Below are 17,342 nucleotides of genomic sequence, written 5' to 3'. Positions count from 1 at the left end.
GGCCCTTGGAGCGGATGACGGGAATCGAACCCGCGTAGCCAGTTTGGAAGACTGGGGCTCTACCATTGAGCTACATCCGCGCGCGCCCGATCGCCGTCCCGGCCGCTCGAGTGCGGGTGTCATCGTGCCACACCGCGGGTGACCACCCGGAATCAGCGTCGGTGGACGAGCACGAGCGCGCGGTCGTCGTTCTCCGAGCCGAGCGCGTCCACGAGCCGGTCGGCGCCCCCGTCGAAGGTGCCGCGCAGCAGCCGCTCGGCCTGGCCGAGCATCCGGTCGATGCCGAGCCCGATGTCCCGGCGCGGGGTCTCGACCATCCCGTCGGTGTAGAGGAGCAGCGCGTCGCCGGGCCGGAGCTGCCCGCGGACGACGGTGAACTCGGCGTCCTCCATCAGGCCGAGCACGGGCCCCTCGGACTCGTGCACGGTCCAGCGGCCGGTGCCGGCGATGAGCTGCGCGGGGGGCGGGTGTCCGGCGGTGCGGACCTGGAAGTCGCCGCTCGCCACGTCGAGGGAGAGGTGGACGGCGGTGGCGAAGCCCTCCGCCCAGTCCTGCCGGAGCAGGTAGTCGTTGGCGGCCGGGAGGAACTCCGATGGCGGGAGTGCCCCGAGGAGGCCGCCGAACGCCCCGGAGAGCAGCAGCGCGCGGGTGCCGGCCTGCTCGCCCTTGCCGGACACGTCGACGACGACGAGCTCGACCCGGGAGCCGTCCCGGGTGCGGCTGGAGACGACGAAGTCGCCGGCGAACGGCGTCCCGCCCGCCGAGCGCAGCGCGCTCTCGACCAGCCAGCCCTCGGGCAGCGCCGGCACGCCGCCCTGCTTGAGGATCCGGTCGCGCAGGTCGACGAGCATCGACTCGCCCATCGCGCCGCCGACGCCGAGCCGAGTGCGCCGGAACGACGTCACCAGCACGATGAAGCAGAGCAGGAACAGCACGCCGATGGCGAAGACCGTGCGCGCGTTGACCGCGACCAGGCGGGCGATGCAGAGCATCAGCGCCACCATGAGGAAGACCACGAACCACGGCAGGTGGCGCGGGCTGAGCAGCAGGCTGCCGAGCAGCAGCGGCACGAGAAGCGCCGTCAGCGGGATGTACTGCGGCCAGATCAGGGCGGTCGCGGTGATCACGACCGTGAGCCCCACGAGCCACACCAGCGTGCGCCGGGCCGGGGGTACGCCGCGCAGCAGTGCCCGCCGGATGTCGCGTGCGCGTGCCGTCATGCGTTCGGGTCCTTCGGCTGGTGGTGATCGAGAGAGTAGTGGTCAGGAGACCGCTCGGGAGCGGAACGCGCGCTGGCACCGCGGGCACCAGAAGAGGTTCCGGCCCGAGAGCACCGTCGTCCGGACCGCCGAGCCGCACACCAGGCAGGGCTGGCCGGTGCGCCGGTAGACGTAGACCTCTCCCCCGTGGTCGTCCCGGCGCGGCGGGCGGCCCATGGCCTCGGGCGTGTGCTCGGGACGCACGGTGTCGATCCGGCCGGTGCGCACCCCCTCGCGCATCAGCTGCACCAGGTCGTCCCACATCGCCTGCCACTGGCCGACGCGGAGGGTGTTGCCGGGGCGCATCGGGTCGATCCGGTGCCGATACAGCACCTCGGCGCGGTAGACGTTCCCGACGCCGGCCAGCACCGCCTGGTCCATGAGCAGCTGGCCGATCGGCGACCTGCTGCGGCGGATGCGCTGCCACGCCCGGTCCGGGTCGGCGTCGTCGCGCAGTGGGTCCGGGCCCGAGCGGGCGACGACCGCGTCGCGCTGCTCCCGGGTCACCAGCGCGCACGTGGTCGCACCCCGCAGGTCGGCGTACGAACCTGTCGAGTCGTGCCCATCAGTCCCAGTGGTGGTTGCGGTGAGCCGCAACCGCACCTGACCGATCGGCGGCGGGATGACGTCGACGTCGTCGTGGACGTCGAAGCTGCCGTAGAGCCCGAGGTGGACGTGGACGAACCGCTCGTCGGGGAAGGCGATGAACAGCTGCTTGCCCCACGCCTCGGCGTCGAGGAGCACCTGGCCGTCGACCAGCCTGGCCGCGTCCGCGAACCGGCCCTGGGGGCTCAGCGCGCGGACCGCCCGGCCGCCGAAGGTGGCGGTGAGCGCGTTCGCGAGCCGGTGGAGGGTGTGACCCTCAGGCATCGCTGCCGGAGCCGGCGGCGGAGGCCGGAAGCGGCGGGAGCTCGCGGGTCTGCTCGTAGGACGTCAGCTGCCCGATCCGGCGCACGTGCCGCTCGTCGCCGCTGAACGGCTCGGCCAGGAAGACCTCGACGAAGCGGGTCATGTCCTCGAGGGAGTGCATGCGGCCGCCGACCGAGACGACATTGGCGTCGTTGTGCTCGCGGGCCAGCCGGGCGGTGTCCTCCGACCAGACCAGCGCGGCGCGGATGCCCAGCACCTTGTTCGCGGCCATCTGCTCGCCGTTGCCCGACCCGCCGATGACGACGCCGAGGCTGTCGAGGCCCTGCGCGCGGTCCGCCGCGACGCCCTCGGCCGCGCGCAGGCAGAAGACCGGGTAGTCGTCGAGGGCGTCGTACTGGAACGGGCCGTGGTCGACCGGTTCGTAGCCGTGCTCGGTGAGCCAGCGGGTCAGGTGGTCCTTGAGGTCGAGTCCGGCATGGTCACAGCCGAGGTGCACGCGCATGGCGCTCATCCTCTCAGTACCTACTCCCGGCAGTGCATCTGCAGGTACCCGGCGACCTGTCGCATCAGCGGCTCGGCCGACGGGAAGACCCGCGGGTGCCGCCAGAAGCCGTGCAGCTGGCCGAGGTAGCGGGTCGCCGTCACCTCGACGCCGGCCTCCGCCAGCCGCCGCGCGAGCTCCTCGCCCTCGTCGCGCAGCGGGTCGTGCTCGGCGGTGACGACCAGCGTCGGTGGCAGCGAGCCGAGGCGGTCGGAGAGCAGCGGCGCGAGGTCGGGGTCCGTGAGGTCGGCCTCGGTCGCGGCGTACTGCTCCCAGTACCAGGCGGCCTCGCGCGGGTCGAGGCCGTCGGTGGCCGTGCGGTAGGAGTCGAAGCCGGCGGTCGGATCGAGGAACGGGTAGACCAGCGCCACCGCGCGGAACCGGCCCGGGTGCCGCAGCGCCGCCACCAGCGCGAGGTTGCCGCCCGCGCTGTCGCCGTGCGCGAACAGCGGGCCGGCGAGGGTGCGCTCGGCCCAGGCGCTGGCGGTGCTGACGTCGTCGATGGCGGCCGGGAAGCGGTGCTCGGGCGGGAGCCGGTACTCGACGCTCAGGACCTGCCGGCCGGTCCGGTTGGCCAGCCGGCGCGCGGACGCGTCGTGGACGGCGACGTCGTTGAACACGAACCCGCCGCCGTGCGCGTGCACGACCACACCCGGCCGGGCGCCCGCGGGCGTGTAGAGACGGGCGGGTACGCCGTCGGCGTCCACGTCCTCCACCGCCCCGACGTCCTCGCGGGGCTCCTCGGCGGCCACCCGCCGCGCCTCCTCGCGGGCGGCCGCGATGTCGTAGCCCTCGGTGTGGACAGGGGTGTCGTCGGCGTACGCCTCCAGCGCGCGACGGGACTCGGGGAACAGCATGCGGGCAGGCTAGCGAGGCGGCCGCCGGACGGGCGAGCGGTGGGTGAGCCACCGTTCTCGACCGCCGTTCGGTGGCTCACCCACCGCCGGGGCGCGTCAGGGCTCGACGTTCGTCTCGTCCGGCTTCGGGTCGGGGTGGCTGGCGGGTTCCGAGTCGGGCTGGAGCTGCTCGGCGTCGGGCTCCTCGCCGTCCGGGGTCGGCGGCTCGGCGTCCTGGTCGTGCTCGTGCGGCTGGTCGGTCATGTCAGCCCGGTACCCACTGACGTCAGAAGCCGACCCGCCGCCCGGCGGAGTCGTTGCGCACGACCTCCCCCTTGGCGGCGGCGGCGTCGCGCAGCGCGGCCTGGAACTCGACCAGCTTCTCCTGCAGCGCCGGGTCGGAGGCCGCGAGGATGCGCACGGCGAGCAGGCCGGCGTTGCGGGCACCGCCGACGGCGACGGTGGCGACCGGGATGCCGGCGGGCATCTGGACGATCGAGAGCAGGGAGTCCATGCCGTCGAGGTACTTCAGCGGCACGGGTACGCCGACGACCGGGAGGGGCGTCACGGAGGCGAGCATCCCGGGCAGATGGGCGGCGCCACCGGCCCCGGCGATGATCACCGAGAGGCCCCGGCCGGCCGCCGACCGGCCGTACTCGAGCATCTCGTCCGGCATCCGGTGCGCGGACTTCACGTCCGCCTCGTACTCGATGCCGAACTCGGCCAGCGCCTCGGCGGCGGCCTTCATCACCGGCCAGTCCGAGTCGGAGCCCATCACGATGCCGACACGTGCGCCCCGTGCACCACTCACAGCAACCACCTGATCATTTTGCCTACTCACTCTCGTTTCCCAGGTCGCCACGGAACCACGCGGCGGCGTGCCGCGCTCGCTCGAGGCAGTCGTCGAGGTCGTCGCCGTAGGCGTTGACGTGGCCGACCTTGCGGCCCGGCCGCAGGTCCTTGCCGTAGAGGTGGACGCGCAGGAACGGGTCGCGCGCGAGCGCGTGCGGGTAGCCGTCGTAGAGCCGGCCCACCGACTCGTCCGGGCCCCCGAGGATGTTCACCATCACCGACCACCGGGCCCGCGGGGCGGGCGACCCGAGCGGCAGGTCGAGCACCGCACGGAGGTGATTCTCGAACTGCGAGGTGACCGCGCCGTCCTGGGTCCAGTGGCCGGTGTTGTGCGGGCGCATCGCGAGCTCGTTGACGAGCACCCGGCCGTCGTTGGTCTCGAACATCTCCACGGCCAGCACCCCGGTCACGCCCAGCTCCCCGGCGATCCGCAGCGCGATCTCCTGCGCCTCCCCCGCCAGCGCCGGTGCCAGGTCGGGCGCGGGGGCGATCACCTCGTAGCAGATGCCGTCCTTCTGGGTCGAGGCGACCACGGGGTACGCCGCCGCCTGGCCGCTGGGCGAGCGCGCGACGAGCGCCGAGAGCTCGCGCTTGAAGTCGACGAGCTCCTCGGCGAGCACCGCCACGCCGGCGTCGAAGGCCGGACCGCAGTCCTCGGCCGAGCGGACGAACCACACGCCCTTGCCGTCGTACCCGCCGCGCGTGGTCTTGAGGACGCACGGGAACCCGAACTCCTCGACGTCGGCGACCGACGCCACGATCGCGTTGCGGGGGCAGCGCACGCCGAGCTCGGCGAGCCGGCGGCGCATCACGCCCTTGTCCTGCGCGTGGACGAGCGCGTCGGGCCCGGGACGCACCGCGATCCCGTCGTCCTCCAGCGCGTGCAGGTGCTCGGTCGGCACGTGCTCGTGGTCGAAGGTCACGACCCGGCAGCCGGACGTCACCGCGCGCAGCGTCTCGAGCGAGGTGTAGTCGCCGACGACGTGGTCGGGGATCACCTGGGCGGCGGACACGCCCTCGGCCTCGGCGAGCAGCCGGAGCGGGATCGCCATCGCGGCCGCCGGCTCGGCCATCATCCGGGCCAGCTGGCCTCCGCCGATCACGGCCAGGGTCGGTGCGAGCACACGCAGACTCTACGAGGTCCGGGACTCCGTCTCGAACCGCAGCCCCTGCCCGCGGATGGTGGTGATCAGGCTCGGGTAGCGGCTGTCGTCGCCGAGCTTGCGGCGGACCCAGCCGAGGTGGACGTCGATGGTCTTGGACGAGGTCCAGAACGTCGTGTGCCAGACGTCGCGCATGAGCTCGTCACGCGTGACGATCGTGCCGGCCCGCTGCATCAGGACGTGGACGAGCTCGAACTCCTTGCGGGACAGGACGATCTCCTGGTCACCCCGCCACATGCGCCGACTCGCGGGATCGAGCCGTACGTCCTGCACCGCGATCATCTGCCCACCGTAGGCACCCCCAAGGGTGACCGGGCGCAAACGCGGAAACTGTGATCCGGACGGGAAACGTCCCTCAGGAGCGGCGTACGGACACCGGCTCGACGATGCCGAACCCCCGCACCGGGCGCGCGGGCAGCGGCCGGGTCTCGAACTCCGTCTCGGGCAGCAGCCCGGCCGTCGCGCTGTCGATGATGATGCGGTTGCGGCGGGCCACCGCGGTCAGCCGCGAGGCGAGGTTGACCGGCGGGCCGAAGACGTCGCCGAGCCGCATCACGACCGAGCCGCTCGCCAGGCCGACCCGGACGTCGGGCATCCGGCTGTCGCGGCCGATCACGTTGATGATCCCCTCGGCGGTGTCGTAGGCCCGGACGGGATCGTCGTTCACGAACAGCACCGAGTCGCCGATGCTCTTGATGACGCGCCCGCGCTGGGCCGCGACCACGTCCGCGCAGCGCGACTCGAAGAGCTCGACGAGGTCGCCGATCCGCTCCTCCGAGAGCCGGTTGGACAGCGCGGTGAAGCTGACGATGTCGGCGAACCCGACGGTCAGCTGGACGGTGTTGAGGTCCTCCTCGTTCGCGCGCAGCGCCTCGACCCGCGCGACCGCGGCGGCGAGGTGCCGGCGCCAGACGTAGACGAGGAGGTCCTCGAACGGCTCCTGGAGGTCCTCGATCAGCGACATCGCCGAGCCGGTCCGGCCGCCACCGCTCTCGTCGTCCTCCGCGAGCTGCTCGACGCGGTGCAGCAGCGTCGCGACCTCCCAGTCGGCGAGCCGGGCCATGGTCTGGCCGACCGCGCGGGTCAGGTTCACGGCCATGTCGAAGTCGATCAGCCCGCTGCGGACGACGCCCAGCAGCGTCTCGAGCGCCTCGGCGTCGGCGTCGGTGAACGCGGTCTCCAGCCCGTGCTCGGGGAAGCCCAGGGCGCGCCAGAGCCGACGTGCCTCGTCGATGGTCACGCCGGTGGCCTGGGCCACCTCCGGCGCGTTGAAGACCGGTACCTGGCCGAGGATCGCCCGCTCGAGGTCGGGCTGGTCCGCCGGCTGGTCCGACGGGTCAGGTGCCCTCATGTCCCGCCGCGGCGCCGTGCGAGCGCTGGATCAGCTCGTTCACCTTCCGCTGGACCTCCTCGACGCGTGGGATGTCGTGCAGCTTGATCTGGCCGTGGGTGCTCGCGTCGGAGATGACCAGCGTGCCGCAGCCCAGCAGCCGGTCGATCGGGCCGAACTCGTAGGCGATGTCGCTGATCCGCGCGAGCGGCATGTCGTGGCCGCGACGCACGATCACGCCGTGCCGGGTGATCAGCCGCCGGTCGGTGAACGTGTACGTCGCGGTCGCCCAGACGATCAGCGGGCGGAGCACGAACCACACGATCCCGGCGCCGAGCACGATCCAGATGGCCCACATCGCGTACGTCGAGTCGAGGTTGACCTGCGCGTACGTGCCGATCGCGAGCAGGACCACCAGGACGAGCAGCGGGAGGATCAGTGCCTTGACGTGCGTGCGGGTGTCGATGACGACGTGCTCACCCTCGTTGAGGAGCCTGCGCGAGATGGCCACTGGCCGATCATGTCACTGTTCGCCGTCGGGTGTGACCGCGCGCACGTGCACGACGTCACCGGCACCGACCGGAGTCTCCCCACCGGACCCGAGCACGACCAGCCGGCCCGAGGGGTCGACACCCGTCGCCCGGCCCACCAGCGTGCCGCCCCCCGGCAGCTCGACGCGCACGTCGCGGCCGACGGTGACGCAGCCGGCGGCGTACGACGCGCGGAGGTGGCGGACGGCGTCGGAGCCGCCGGCCTGCCAGGCGTCGACGGCCTCGCGCAGCGAGCGCAGCAGGTCGACGAGGACCGCGGTCCGGTCGGGCTCGGCCCCCGACTCCAGGGCCAGCGAGGTGGCGGTCGGCACCGGCAGCTCGTCCGCGGTGAGCGAGACGTTGAGGCCGACACCGATGATCGCGGCCGGCCCGTCGGGCGTCTCCAACCGCTCGAGCAGGATGCCGGCCACCTTGCGGCTCTCACCTGTTGCACGAGCGATGAGGACGTCGTTGGGCCACTTCACGCCGGCGGCGTACCCCTGGGCGCGCAGGGCCTTGGCGACGGTGTGCCCGGTGAGCAGCGGCAGCCACGGCCAGTCGGCGGCGGGCACCGTCGGCCGCAGCACGACCGAGAAGATCGCGGCGGCCCGCGGCGGCGTCTCCCAGGTCCGGTCCAGCCGGCCGCGACCGGCGGTCTGGTGCTCGGCGACGACCACGAGGCCGTCGGGCGCGCCGGCCCGGGCGCGCTCGGCGGCGACGGCGTTGGTCGACGTCGCGGTCTCGTGCACCTCGACCACGAGGTCGGGCGCGAGGGCCGCGAGTGCCTCGGAGCGGAGTGAGGGGCGTCTCATCGCGTCGGCGGTCACGGGCACTAGATTGGCCCACGGTCCACAACCGCTGCCACCCGAGGAGCCAGAAGCCGATGAGTGCCCATCCCGGCGAGGGAACCGACGTTCCGCAGGACATCGACCTCCACACGACCGCCGGCAAGCTGGCCGACCTGGAGCGGCGCCTGGACGAGGCCGTGCACGCCGGCTCCGCGAAGGCGGTCGAGAAGCAGCACGCCAAGGGCCGCAAGACGGCGCGCGAGCGGATCGAGCTGCTCTTCGACGAGGGCTCGTTCGTCGAGCTCGACGAGCTGGCCCGGCACCGCTCGACGGCGTTCGGCCTCCAGAAGAACCGCCCGTACGGCGACGGCGTGGTCACCGGCTACGGCACCATCGACGGCCGCCAGGTGTGCGTGTTCTCCCAGGACTTCACGGTCTTCGGCGGCTCGCTGGGCGAGGTGTACGGCGAGAAGATCACCAAGGTCATGGACCTGGCGATCAAGACCGGCTGCCCGATCATCGGCATCAACGAGGGCGCCGGCGCCCGCATCCAGGAGGGCGTGGTCTCGCTCGGCCTGTACGGCGAGATCTTCCGCCGCAACGTGCACGCCTCCGGCGTCATCCCCCAGATCAGCATGATCATGGGCTCCTGCGCGGGCGGCCACGTCTACTCCCCCGCCGTCACCGACTTCACGATCATGGTCGACGGCACCTCGAACATGTTCATCACCGGTCCCGACGTCATCAAGACCGTCACCGGCGAGGACGTGTCGATGGAGGACCTCGGCGGCGCGCGCACCCACAACACCAAGTCCGGCAACGCCCACTACATGGGATCGGACGAGGACGACGCGATCGAGTACGTCAAGGCGCTGCTGTCCTACCTGCCGCAGAACAACCTCGACGAGGGCCCGTCCTTCGACGACGCCGCCGACATGGAGTTCAGCGACCTCGACCGGGCGCTCGACACGATCATCCCGGACTCGCCGAACCAGCCCTACGACATGCACGACGTGATCACCACGGTGCTGGACGACGAGGAGTTCCTCGAGGTCCAGGAGCTGTTCGCGCCCAACCTGATCGTCGGCTTCGGCCGGGTCGAGGGCCACTCGGTCGGCGTCGTCGCCAACCAGCCGATGCAGTTCGCCGGCACCCTCGACATCGACGCCTCCGAGAAGGCCGCCCGCTTCGTGCGGTTCTGCGACGCCTTCAACATCCCGGTGCTGACCTTCGTCGACGTGCCCGGCTTCCTGCCCGGCACCGACCAGGAGTGGAACGGCATCATCCGCCGCGGCGCCAAGCTGATCTACGCCTACGCCGAGGCGACGGTCCCGCTGGTCACGATCATCACCCGCAAGGCCTACGGCGGCGCCTACGACGTCATGGGCTCCAAGCATCTCGGCGCCGACATCAACCTGGCCTGGCCGACCGCGCAGATCGCGGTGATGGGCGCGCAGGGCGCGGCCAACATCGTGCACCGCAAGACGCTGAAGAAGGTCGCGGACGAGGGCGGCGACGTCGAGGCCAAGCGGGCCGAGCTGATCGACGACTACGAGACCACGCTGGCCAACCCCTACATCGCCGCCGAGCGCGGGTACGTCGACGCGGTGATCTCGCCCCACGAGACCCGGGTCGAGGTGGTCCGGGCGCTCCGGCTGCTGCGCTCCAAGCGCGAGACGCTGCCGGCGAAGAAGCACGGGAACATCCCGCTGTGAGCGAGGAGAAGGCCCCCTTCCTCCGCGTGATCAAGGGCGACGCCACGCCCGAGGAGGTGGCCGCGCTGGTCGCGGTGCTCGGCTCGCTCCAGGCCCCCGCGGCGCCGCCGCGGCGCCGCCGCCCCGCGTGGAACGCCCCGGCGCGCGCCGTACGCCGCCCGCACCTGTCCGGCCCCGGAGGATGGCGCGCCAGCGGCCTGCCCCGCTGAGGTCCCGACTCCGACCGGTCTGGACCGGTTCTTGAGCCAATCTTTCGGCTTTGCCGTGTGGCGTCTTCAGGCGGGTTCCCGACACTGGTGACGTGCCGGGGGACGGTACAGGTCAGGAGACGAGGGCGTGAACCACAACGACGTGCGGTCCGACGGGTACCCGTACCAGACCCTGCCGTGGACCGGTGCCGTGCCGTACGAGCGGCCGGACCTGCTCACCGGCGGGAGCGAGTACGTCCGCACGGCCGACCCGGGCCTGGCCGACTACGAGACGCAGTTCCTCGACGAGCTCGAGGGGGCGCCGACGTACCGGCCCACCGTGGGCTGCATCATCCCGGCCTACAACGAGGCCGAGACGATCGCCGGCGTGCTGGACGCGCTGCTCCAGCAGACCCGCCTCCCCGACGTCATCCACCTGATCGTCAACAACACCTCCGACGACTCCGTCGAGATCGCCAGCCACTACGCCGGCCCGCACACGCGGATGACGGCGACCGGTGAGCAGAGCACGATCGTCTACGTCCACGACATCGGCAAGAACCCCGACAAGAAGGTCGGCGCGCTCAACTACGGCTACTCCCTGGTCGAGCACATGGACTATGTGCTCGGCGTCGACGGCGACACCACGCCGGAGCCGGACGCCGTGCAGCACCTCGTCGACGAGATCTCCAGCGACGACCGGATCGGCGGCATCTCCGCGATCTACTCGATCGACGACAGCGCCCTCGACGGCGTGATGGCCAAGTTCCTCACCGCCGGCCAGCGGGCGCAGTTCTCCGCGTTCAACATGCAGAACCTGCTCAAGGGCCGCAACATGGCGGTGCTCGGCGGCCAGTTCTCCATCTTCTCCACCCAGGCCCTGCGCGACGTGCTGCGCGACAGCCACCAGCGCACCCCGTGGGTGAACGACAGCGAGGTCGAGGACTCCCTGCTCTCGCTGCAGATCAAGAGCGCCGGCTACCTCACCAAGATCTCCGCCCGGGCCCGCGCCCATGTGGGCGGCATGGACACGCTGCGCTCGCTCGACGCTCAGCAGGTGAAGTGGAACTTCGGCGCCATCGACCTGATGTGGCCGGGCCAGCGTGGCGACACCAAGGGCCAGCCGTTCCACCCCAACCTGCGGCTGCGCTGGTTCGAGCACATGTCGATGGTCGTCAACATCACCACCCGCTGCCTGTTCGTCCTGCTGCTCGCCGGGTCGCTCAGCATCGACGCGTTCGTGTTCAGCCCGTGGTGGCTGATCCCGCCCCTGGCGGCGGTCTGGCTGAACTTCCGGGTCGCGCGGTCGATGGAGTTCGCGAACCGGCGGGACTATCTCTTCGCGTTGCTGGTCTTCCCGGCCGAGGCCTACATGGTGATCCGGATGGGCCACTTCGTCCGGGCCTGGCTGAAGTTCTTCAGCCGCCAGCAGACCGACAACTGGGCGGCGCAGGCGAAGGCCGAGCGCGGCAAGGGCATCGCGTGGCTCTATCCGTACGTCGCCTTCCTGGTGATCTTCGCGGTCACGGCCGCGATCTGGACGCTGCTGCTGCCGATCCAGCTCCGCTCCGACATCCTCGCCGTGTGCTGGCCGATCCTCGGCGTCGTCACCGTGCTCCAGACCGCGTGGATGGTGATCAAGGCGATGAAGCGCTACCGCGGCTTCAAGGCCTGACCGACCCCGTCCCTGCCCCGAACCATCCAGGAGATCCCATGTTCCGCTCGCGCCTGCTCCCCGCGGTGGCCAGTGCCGCTGCCGCCGTGGTGCTGCTGAGCGGCTGCTCGGTGTTCGACGGCCTCACCAGCGCTCAGGACCCCGAGACGACACCGAGCGTCTCGCCGTCGGCCTCGGAGACGCCGTACCCCTCGCAGTTCACCCGCGACGGCACCTTCCAGTCGCACTACGACGTCGACGGCATGGACTTCGTCTTCACGCTCTATCCGACCAAGTCGACGCCGCGGACCAACGAGTGGTACCCGAAGGGCAGCAAGTACTTCTCGTTCACCTTCCAGGTCTACGACCTCGACCGCGAGCTCCGCGACCCGTTCGCCACCAAGCGGCTCGCCTACCTCGACCACATCACGGTCGAGTCGAACACGGTCACCTACGACGGCGGCCGGGTGCAGCACCCGTACCGGCTCGACGCCGAGGCCAAGCGGGTCACCTTCGACCCGCAGCCGGTCTCGACCGAGTACGGCATGCTCATCACCTCGCCGAAGGGCGCCTTCGAGCTCCGCAACCAGGAGATCAGGCCGACCTCGATGGACACCAAGGGCATCGACCTGATCTTCACCGCCACCGTCTGGGTCCAGGACGCCGCCGGCTCGGACCGCTTCCACCAGGAGGTCGTCCGGCAGAAGGTGCCGATCTCGATCTTCCGGAGCGACCAGCCGACCGCGGCCCAGTCCATCCCGGTCAACGCCAACTGACGCCGCGTCGCGGTCAGACCGCCTCGGCGAGCCGGTAGCCGACACCGCGGACCGTCTCGATGTACCGCGGGCTGCTCGAGTCGTCGCCGATCTTGCGGCGCAGGTTGGCGATGTGCACCTCGACCGAGCGCTTGTCGGCCTCGTTGACGAAGTACGACGTGACGTACTGCTGCCCCCGCATGGTCAGCACCAGGTCGGCCTTGCTGCGGACGCGGCGGCCGGTGCCGAGCAGGGACGCGAGCAGGTCGAACTCGGTGCGGGTCAGGTCCACCGTGGCGCCGTTGACCGTCACCACGCGGGTCTCGTTGTTCAGCGCGAGGCCGTTGAAGCGGATCCAGCCGCCCTGGCTCGGCGGGACGCCGTACATGCCGGGGTCGACCGGCGGCACCGGATCGGCCTGGTGCCGCGGCTGGTAGGGCTGCGGCGCGGGCGGCACCGGCTGCGGCGGGGCCTGCGGTGGGTAGGGCTGCTGCGCGGGCGGCACGGGGTGGGGGTAGGGGTAGGCGGGCTGCGGCGGCACCGGCTGCTCGTGCAGCGGCTGGAGGGGCGCGTTGGCGGCCAGGTCGCGCGCCGCCGCGGCGGCCCAGGACTCCTCCCGCGGTGCGGCATCGGGCGCGGGCTCCTCGCTCCCGGCCCAGCCGGCCGGCGCCTCCAGCCGGGTGCGCGGACGGCGGAGCATCGAGTCCGCGCGGGCGCGGAGCTCGCGCGGTCGGAACGGCTTGACGAGGTAGTCGTCGGCGCCGGCCTCGAAGCCCTGCACGACGTCGATCTCGTCGGCGAGCGCAGTGATCATGATCAGGTAGGTGTTGCTGAACTCGCGCAGCCGGCGCGCGACGGCGAAGCCGTCCATGCCGGGCATGTTCACGTCCAGCGTCGTGATCAACGGGTTGTGCTGCCGGACCGCCTCGACCCCCGCGGGGCCGTTCTCGGTCACGATCGTGCGGAAGCCGGACTGCGTGAGCACGATGTCGATGAGGTCGCGGACGTCGGGGTCGTCTTCGATGATGACGGCCACCCAGTCGTCGCCCGGCTGCATGCGTCGAAGCCTAACAACGGGCGACGCTCGTCCGGAGGGAGGTAGGGCGCACCCCGGCGCGCCGCATCTCACCAGCCGGACGAGACCGCCATCTCCAGAGCCCGCTGCGGCCAGAACCGGCCGGCCGCGGGGCCGCCGTTGCACTCGCCGTCGCTCTCCCCCGCGGGCTTCACCCAGACGTAGGCGTCCAGGTGCGCGGCGTCGCCGCCGGGCGCGGCCATCGGGTCCGCGCCGAAGGCCCGGCCCGACGGGTTGCACCACTCCTCGGTCGAGCCGTTGCCGTTGCGCCCGGTGTCGACGATGTAGTGCGCGCCGCCGAGGAGGCTGCTCAGCTGCTCGCCGTAGGCCTTCTCGTCCTCGTCGGTCTGGTAGTTCGACACGTTGGTGGCGAACCCGCGGACGTGCTCGATGCCGACCCGCTCCAGCAGCCCGGCGAGCTGCTTCGGCTCGACCCAGTGCGAGTGGCCGCCGTCGACGTACGTCGTCACCCCGGCCGCGACGAGCCGGTCGACGGCGTCCGCGACCAGCCGGACCCGCTGCTTCCGGTCGCCGCACTGGAACGACGAGGCGAGCGCGTCGGGCTCGACGACGACCACGGACCGCTCGCCCTCGCCCGCCGCGTCGGCGATCTCCTGCACCCAGGGGCCGTACTGGTCGGCCGGGAGGCCGCCGCCGGAGAAGCCGCCGGTGCAGTCGCGGTTCGGGATGCCGTAGACGACGAGCGTCGGCACCTCATCCGCCTCGTCCGCCCCGGTGACGACCTCGGTGACGAAGCCGCCGACCTGCCCCGCGGGGTACTCCTCCGGCGTCAGCCAGATGCCCTGAGGCGTGGCGGCCAGCCGGTCGAAGACCCGTTGGGCCTCGGCGTCGCCCTCCCCGGCTGCCTGCGCGGCCGCCTCGGCGGCGTGGGAGTCGGGGTGGGCGTACCCGGCGCGCTCGGCGTAGGCGTTGACCGCCTGGGCATCGCGACCGTCGGTGTCCGACGCCGCTCCACCACCATGAGCACCATCACCACCAGCACCGCCGCACCCCGCGAGCAGCGCGCACGACAGCAGCGCGGCCGTCAGCCGCGGGAGGTGGAGGGGCACCCGGCCATCATGCCCGAGGCGCAGCAGGCGTTCCGCGGACTGGTTGAATCGCTGGCGTGAGCCAGCCCCTCGTCCTCGCCTCCGCCTCCCCCGCCCGCCTCGCGACCCTGCGCAGCGCCGGCATCGAGCCGGTCGTGATCGTGTCCGGGGTCGACGAGTCCCAGCTCGACGGGCTGCCGCCGACCGAGCTCGCGCTCCAGCTCGCCGAGCTGAAGTGCGCGGCGGTGGCCGCGCGCGACGACGTCCCGGCCGCGGCGCTGGTGCTCGGCTGCGACTCCGTGCTCGACCTCGACGGCGCCGCGCTCGGCAAGCCCGGCGACGCCGAGGAGGCGGTACGCCGCTGGCAGGACATGCGCGGCCGCTCCGGCGTTCTGCGCACCGGCCACTGCCTGCGCGACACCGCCACCGGCAGGGTGGCCGCGGCGACCGCGTCCACGACCGTGCACTTCGCGGACGTGACCGACGAGGAGGTGGCGGCGTACGTCGCGACCGGGGAGCCGCTGGTCGTGGCGGGGGCGTTCACCGTCGACGGCCTGGGCGGCGCGTTCGTCACCGGCATCGAGGGCGACCACCACAACGTGGTCGGGGTGAGCCTGCCGCTGGTCAGGGAGCTCGTCGCGGAGCTGGGGCACGCGTGGACGGATCTGTGGTCCCCTCGACGATGACCTCGATCGGCTGGGTGTCCACGCGCAGCTCGCTCAGCTCGAAGACCTGGAGCGGGCGCTCCCGGAGGTCGGCCAGGTGCACCGGGCGCCGGAAGACCAGCGTGCGGAAGAGGTAGAACCGCGCGACCATGCCCAGGAACAGCCCGACCACGTTGGCGGCGATGTTGTCCGAGACCGGGTCGTCGAGGCCGAGGACGTAGCGGCTGACCCACAGGCAGGCCATCGGGATGAGCATCGTGCCCAGGTTGATCGCGATGAACATCAGCCGGCCGCCGTCCGCCGTGCGCGGCGGGCGGTCCTTGAACACCCAGCTGCGGCTGCCGCGGTAGCTGACGACCATGCCGATGACGTTCGCGATCAGGTACGCCAGGTACGGCTGGTCACCCAGTGGCGCGTCGTACCCCAGCCGGAAGCCGTGGACGAGCAGGTTGAACAGGAGGAACGCCACGATCGTGGCCAGACCGCCGACGGCGAGGAACCGGTACACCTCGGTGAGGACGCGGCGCCACCGGTCGGACATGGCGCCCAGGCTAACCGCTACCCCGTGAAAAGAGCGGCCGCCTTGCGGAGCGTCTCCACCAGCCCGTAGGCCAGCGGGACGCCGACGAGGGTCCAGGCCAGCGCGATCCGTGCGGTCACGACGAGCTCCTCTCCATCTCGTGCTGCCGTTCGGGCTCGTGGAAGCGCGAGTCGACCTGCCGGATCAGCAGGTTCGCGATGAGGCCGATGACCAGCACCCCGACCATCGTGAACAGCGCGGGCTGGTACGCCGAGGCGGTGAGCTCGCCCGGAGTCCCCTGCGTGTCCAGGAAGCCGTTGACGATCAGCGGCCCCGCGATGCCGGCGGCCGACCACGCGGTGAGCAGTCGGCCGTGGATCGCCCCGACCTGGAAGGTGCCGAAGAGGTCGCGCAGGTAGGCGGGGACGGTCGCGAAGCCGCCGCCGTAGAACGACAGGATCACCGCGGCGAGCAGCACGAACAGGGCCACGGTGCCGTCGCCGACGGTGGCCAGCAGCAGGTAGAGGACCGTGCCGCCACCGAGGTAGAGGAGGTAGATCGGCTTGCGGCCGACCAGGTCCGAGGTCGTCGACCACCCGAACCGGCCCGCCATGTTGGCGATCGAGAGCAGGCCCACGAAGCCGGCCGCCGCGGTCGCGCTGACCGACGACGCGCCGTCGGAGCCCCGGAAGAAGTCCTGGATCATCGGCGCCGCCTGCTCGAGGATGCCGATGCCGGCGGTGACGTTGCAGAACAGCACCACCCAGAGCAGCCAGAACTGCGGCGTGCGGATCGCGTTGCGCGCCGAGACGCTGGCCGTGGTGACGAGCTTCTTCTCCGCCACCTCGTGGGGGTCCCAGCCCTCCGGCTTCCAGTCGGCCGCGGGCACCCGCACGGTGAAGGCGCCGAACATCATGAAGGCGAAGTAGACGAGGCCGAGGGTGACGAAGAGCAGCATCACCGCGTGGCCGTCGGGGACCGAGGTCGGGTCGGTGGCGACATACCCGCTCCGGTCGTAGAGCTCCATCAGCCGGGCGCTCAGCGGGCTGGCGATCAGCGCACCGCCGCCGAAGCCCATGATCGCCAGGCCGGTGGCCAGGCCGGGCCGGTCGGGGAACCACTTGATCAGGGTCGACACCGGCGAGATGTAGCCGATCCCGAGGCCGATGCCGCCGATCACGCCGTAGCCGAGGTAGACCAGCCACAGCTGCTCGGTGCCGATGCCGATCGCGCCGACGAGGAAGCCGGTCGACCAGAAGCAGGCCGAGGTGAACATGGCCGCCCGCGGCCCGTTGCGGTCCACCCAGGTCCCGCAGACCGCGGCGCTGAGCCCCAGCATGACGATCGCGATCGAGAAGATCACGCCGACCGCGGTGAGGCTGGTGTCGAAGTGCTCGACGAGCGCGTTCTTGTACACGCTCGTCGCGTAGACCTGACCGATGCAGAGGTGGACGGCGAGCGCCGCCGGAGGGATCAGCCAGCGGCTGAAGCCGGGCCCGGCGACGGTGCGTTCACGCGCGAGGAAAGTAGGAAGCACGACCTCCCGTACCCG

21 protein-coding genes and 1 tRNA gene are annotated in these 17,342 nt (G+C 71.8%); 5 read left to right on the top strand and 17 right to left on the bottom strand.

Annotated features, from left to right (window positions below; translation table 11 throughout):
* Positions 1–6: 6 nt before the first annotated feature.
* The 12 genes from ACYQ0U_RS01125 to ACYQ0U_RS01070 form a co-directional block, all read right to left on the bottom strand.
* Positions 7–80: transfer RNA gene (locus ACYQ0U_RS01125), tRNA-Gly, on the bottom strand.
* Positions 81–152: 72 nt separating this feature from the next.
* Complete coding sequence (locus tag ACYQ0U_RS01120; RefSeq protein WP_459968509.1) at positions 153–1,220, bottom strand: PP2C family protein-serine/threonine phosphatase; 1,068 nt, start codon at positions 1,218–1,220, stop codon at positions 153–155.
* Between the two features lie 42 nt (positions 1,221–1,262).
* The gene (locus ACYQ0U_RS01115; RefSeq protein WP_459968507.1) at positions 1,263–2,129 is read right to left on the bottom strand and encodes an Fpg/Nei family DNA glycosylase; all 867 of its coding nucleotides are present in this window, start codon (positions 2,127–2,129) and stop codon (positions 1,263–1,265) included.
* On the bottom strand, positions 2,122–2,631 hold the full coding sequence (locus ACYQ0U_RS01110; protein WP_459968505.1) for a ribose-5-phosphate isomerase: 510 nt from the start codon (positions 2,629–2,631) through the stop codon (positions 2,122–2,124). Before ACYQ0U_RS01110 ends, ACYQ0U_RS01115 begins: the two co-directional genes overlap by 8 nt.
* Before the next feature lie 20 nt (positions 2,632–2,651).
* Entirely contained in the window at positions 2,652–3,527 is an 876-nt protein-coding gene (locus tag ACYQ0U_RS01105) for an alpha/beta hydrolase (RefSeq protein ID WP_459968503.1), read from the bottom strand.
* A gap of 96 nt (positions 3,528–3,623) precedes the next feature.
* The gene (locus tag ACYQ0U_RS01100; protein WP_459968501.1) at positions 3,624–3,770 is read right to left on the bottom strand and encodes a hypothetical protein; all 147 of its coding nucleotides are present in this window, start codon (positions 3,768–3,770) and stop codon (positions 3,624–3,626) included.
* Positions 3,771–3,792: 22 nt separating this feature from the next.
* Positions 3,793–4,317 carry a 5-(carboxyamino)imidazole ribonucleotide mutase gene (purE, locus tag ACYQ0U_RS01095; RefSeq protein ID WP_459968499.1) on the bottom strand — a complete coding sequence of 175 codons (525 nt, stop codon included), beginning with the start codon at positions 4,315–4,317 and terminating at the stop codon, positions 3,793–3,795.
* A 22-nt stretch (positions 4,318–4,339) separates the two neighbouring features.
* Positions 4,340–5,488: a 5-(carboxyamino)imidazole ribonucleotide synthase gene (locus tag ACYQ0U_RS01090; protein WP_459968845.1), complete on the bottom strand. Its 1,149-nt coding sequence runs from the start codon at positions 5,486–5,488 to the stop codon at positions 4,340–4,342.
* 3 nt (positions 5,489–5,491) lie between these two features.
* Entirely contained in the window at positions 5,492–5,803 is a 312-nt protein-coding gene (locus tag ACYQ0U_RS01085; protein WP_459968497.1) for a winged helix-turn-helix domain-containing protein, read from the bottom strand.
* 73 nt (positions 5,804–5,876) lie between these two features.
* Positions 5,877–6,872, bottom strand: a complete 996-nt coding sequence (locus ACYQ0U_RS01080) for an adenylate/guanylate cyclase domain-containing protein (protein WP_459968495.1) — start codon at positions 6,870–6,872, stop codon at positions 5,877–5,879.
* Positions 6,859–7,362 (bottom strand): PH domain-containing protein, encoded by a 504-nt coding sequence (locus ACYQ0U_RS01075; protein ID WP_459968493.1) that lies wholly within the window; start codon positions 7,360–7,362, stop codon positions 6,859–6,861. The genes ACYQ0U_RS01080 and ACYQ0U_RS01075 overlap by 14 nt, the downstream gene beginning before the upstream one ends.
* A 12-nt stretch (positions 7,363–7,374) precedes the next feature.
* A complete protein-coding gene (locus tag ACYQ0U_RS01070; protein ID WP_459968491.1) occupies positions 7,375–8,208 on the bottom strand; it encodes a biotin--[acetyl-CoA-carboxylase] ligase in 834 nt (277 codons plus the stop codon).
* 56 nt (positions 8,209–8,264) lie between these two features.
* Between ACYQ0U_RS01070 and ACYQ0U_RS01065 the strand changes: the two genes are divergently transcribed.
* The 4 genes from ACYQ0U_RS01065 to ACYQ0U_RS01050 all read left to right on the top strand — a co-directional run bounded on the left by ACYQ0U_RS01065 (position 8,265) and on the right by ACYQ0U_RS01050 (position 12,502).
* Entirely contained in the window at positions 8,265–9,884 is a 1,620-nt protein-coding gene (locus ACYQ0U_RS01065; RefSeq protein WP_459968489.1) for an acyl-CoA carboxylase subunit beta, read from the top strand.
* Positions 9,881–10,093, top strand: a complete 213-nt coding sequence (locus ACYQ0U_RS01060) for an acyl-CoA carboxylase subunit epsilon (RefSeq protein ID WP_459968487.1) — start codon at positions 9,881–9,883, stop codon at positions 10,091–10,093. The genes ACYQ0U_RS01065 and ACYQ0U_RS01060 overlap by 4 nt, the downstream gene beginning before the upstream one ends.
* Positions 10,094–10,220: 127 nt before the next feature.
* Positions 10,221–11,747 carry a glycosyltransferase family 2 protein gene (locus ACYQ0U_RS01055; protein WP_459968485.1) on the top strand — a complete coding sequence of 509 codons (1,527 nt, stop codon included), beginning with the start codon at positions 10,221–10,223 and terminating at the stop codon, positions 11,745–11,747.
* A gap of 38 nt (positions 11,748–11,785) precedes the next feature.
* Positions 11,786–12,502, top strand: a complete 717-nt coding sequence (locus ACYQ0U_RS01050) for a hypothetical protein (RefSeq protein ID WP_459968483.1) — start codon at positions 11,786–11,788, stop codon at positions 12,500–12,502.
* 13 nt (positions 12,503–12,515) lie between these two features.
* Here ACYQ0U_RS01050 and ACYQ0U_RS01045 read toward each other — a convergent pair whose 3' ends face one another.
* Complete coding sequence (locus ACYQ0U_RS01045; protein ID WP_459968481.1) at positions 12,516–13,538, bottom strand: response regulator transcription factor; 1,023 nt, start codon at positions 13,536–13,538, stop codon at positions 12,516–12,518.
* Between the two features lie 68 nt (positions 13,539–13,606).
* The gene (locus tag ACYQ0U_RS01040; protein WP_459968479.1) at positions 13,607–14,626 is read right to left on the bottom strand and encodes a glycoside hydrolase family 6 protein; all 1,020 of its coding nucleotides are present in this window, start codon (positions 14,624–14,626) and stop codon (positions 13,607–13,609) included.
* Positions 14,627–14,682: 56 nt separating this feature from the next.
* Between ACYQ0U_RS01040 and ACYQ0U_RS01035 the strand changes: the two genes are divergently transcribed.
* The gene (locus ACYQ0U_RS01035) at positions 14,683–15,291 is read left to right on the top strand and encodes a Maf family protein (protein ID WP_459968477.1); all 609 of its coding nucleotides are present in this window, start codon (positions 14,683–14,685) and stop codon (positions 15,289–15,291) included.
* On the opposite strand, the gene ACYQ0U_RS01030 is transcribed toward ACYQ0U_RS01035, so the two are convergent.
* From ACYQ0U_RS01030 to ACYQ0U_RS01020, 3 genes are read right to left on the bottom strand one after another with little or no spacing between them, the layout of a single operon-like run.
* Complete coding sequence (locus ACYQ0U_RS01030; RefSeq protein ID WP_459968474.1) at positions 15,230–15,811, bottom strand: GtrA family protein; 582 nt, start codon at positions 15,809–15,811, stop codon at positions 15,230–15,232. The two genes, ACYQ0U_RS01035 and ACYQ0U_RS01030, sit on opposite strands and share 62 nt — an antisense overlap.
* Before the next feature lie 17 nt (positions 15,812–15,828).
* Complete coding sequence (locus ACYQ0U_RS01025) at positions 15,829–15,930, bottom strand: MFS transporter small subunit (RefSeq protein WP_459968471.1); 102 nt, start codon at positions 15,928–15,930, stop codon at positions 15,829–15,831.
* Positions 15,927–17,327, bottom strand: a complete 1,401-nt coding sequence (locus ACYQ0U_RS01020; RefSeq protein ID WP_459968468.1) for an OFA family MFS transporter — start codon at positions 17,325–17,327, stop codon at positions 15,927–15,929. Before ACYQ0U_RS01020 ends, ACYQ0U_RS01025 begins: the two co-directional genes overlap by 4 nt.
* Positions 17,328–17,342: the final 15 nt, after the last annotated feature.

This window comes from Nocardioides pyridinolyticus, from assembly GCF_054653575.1.
This window is presented reverse-complemented; position numbering and strand designations above follow the sequence as displayed.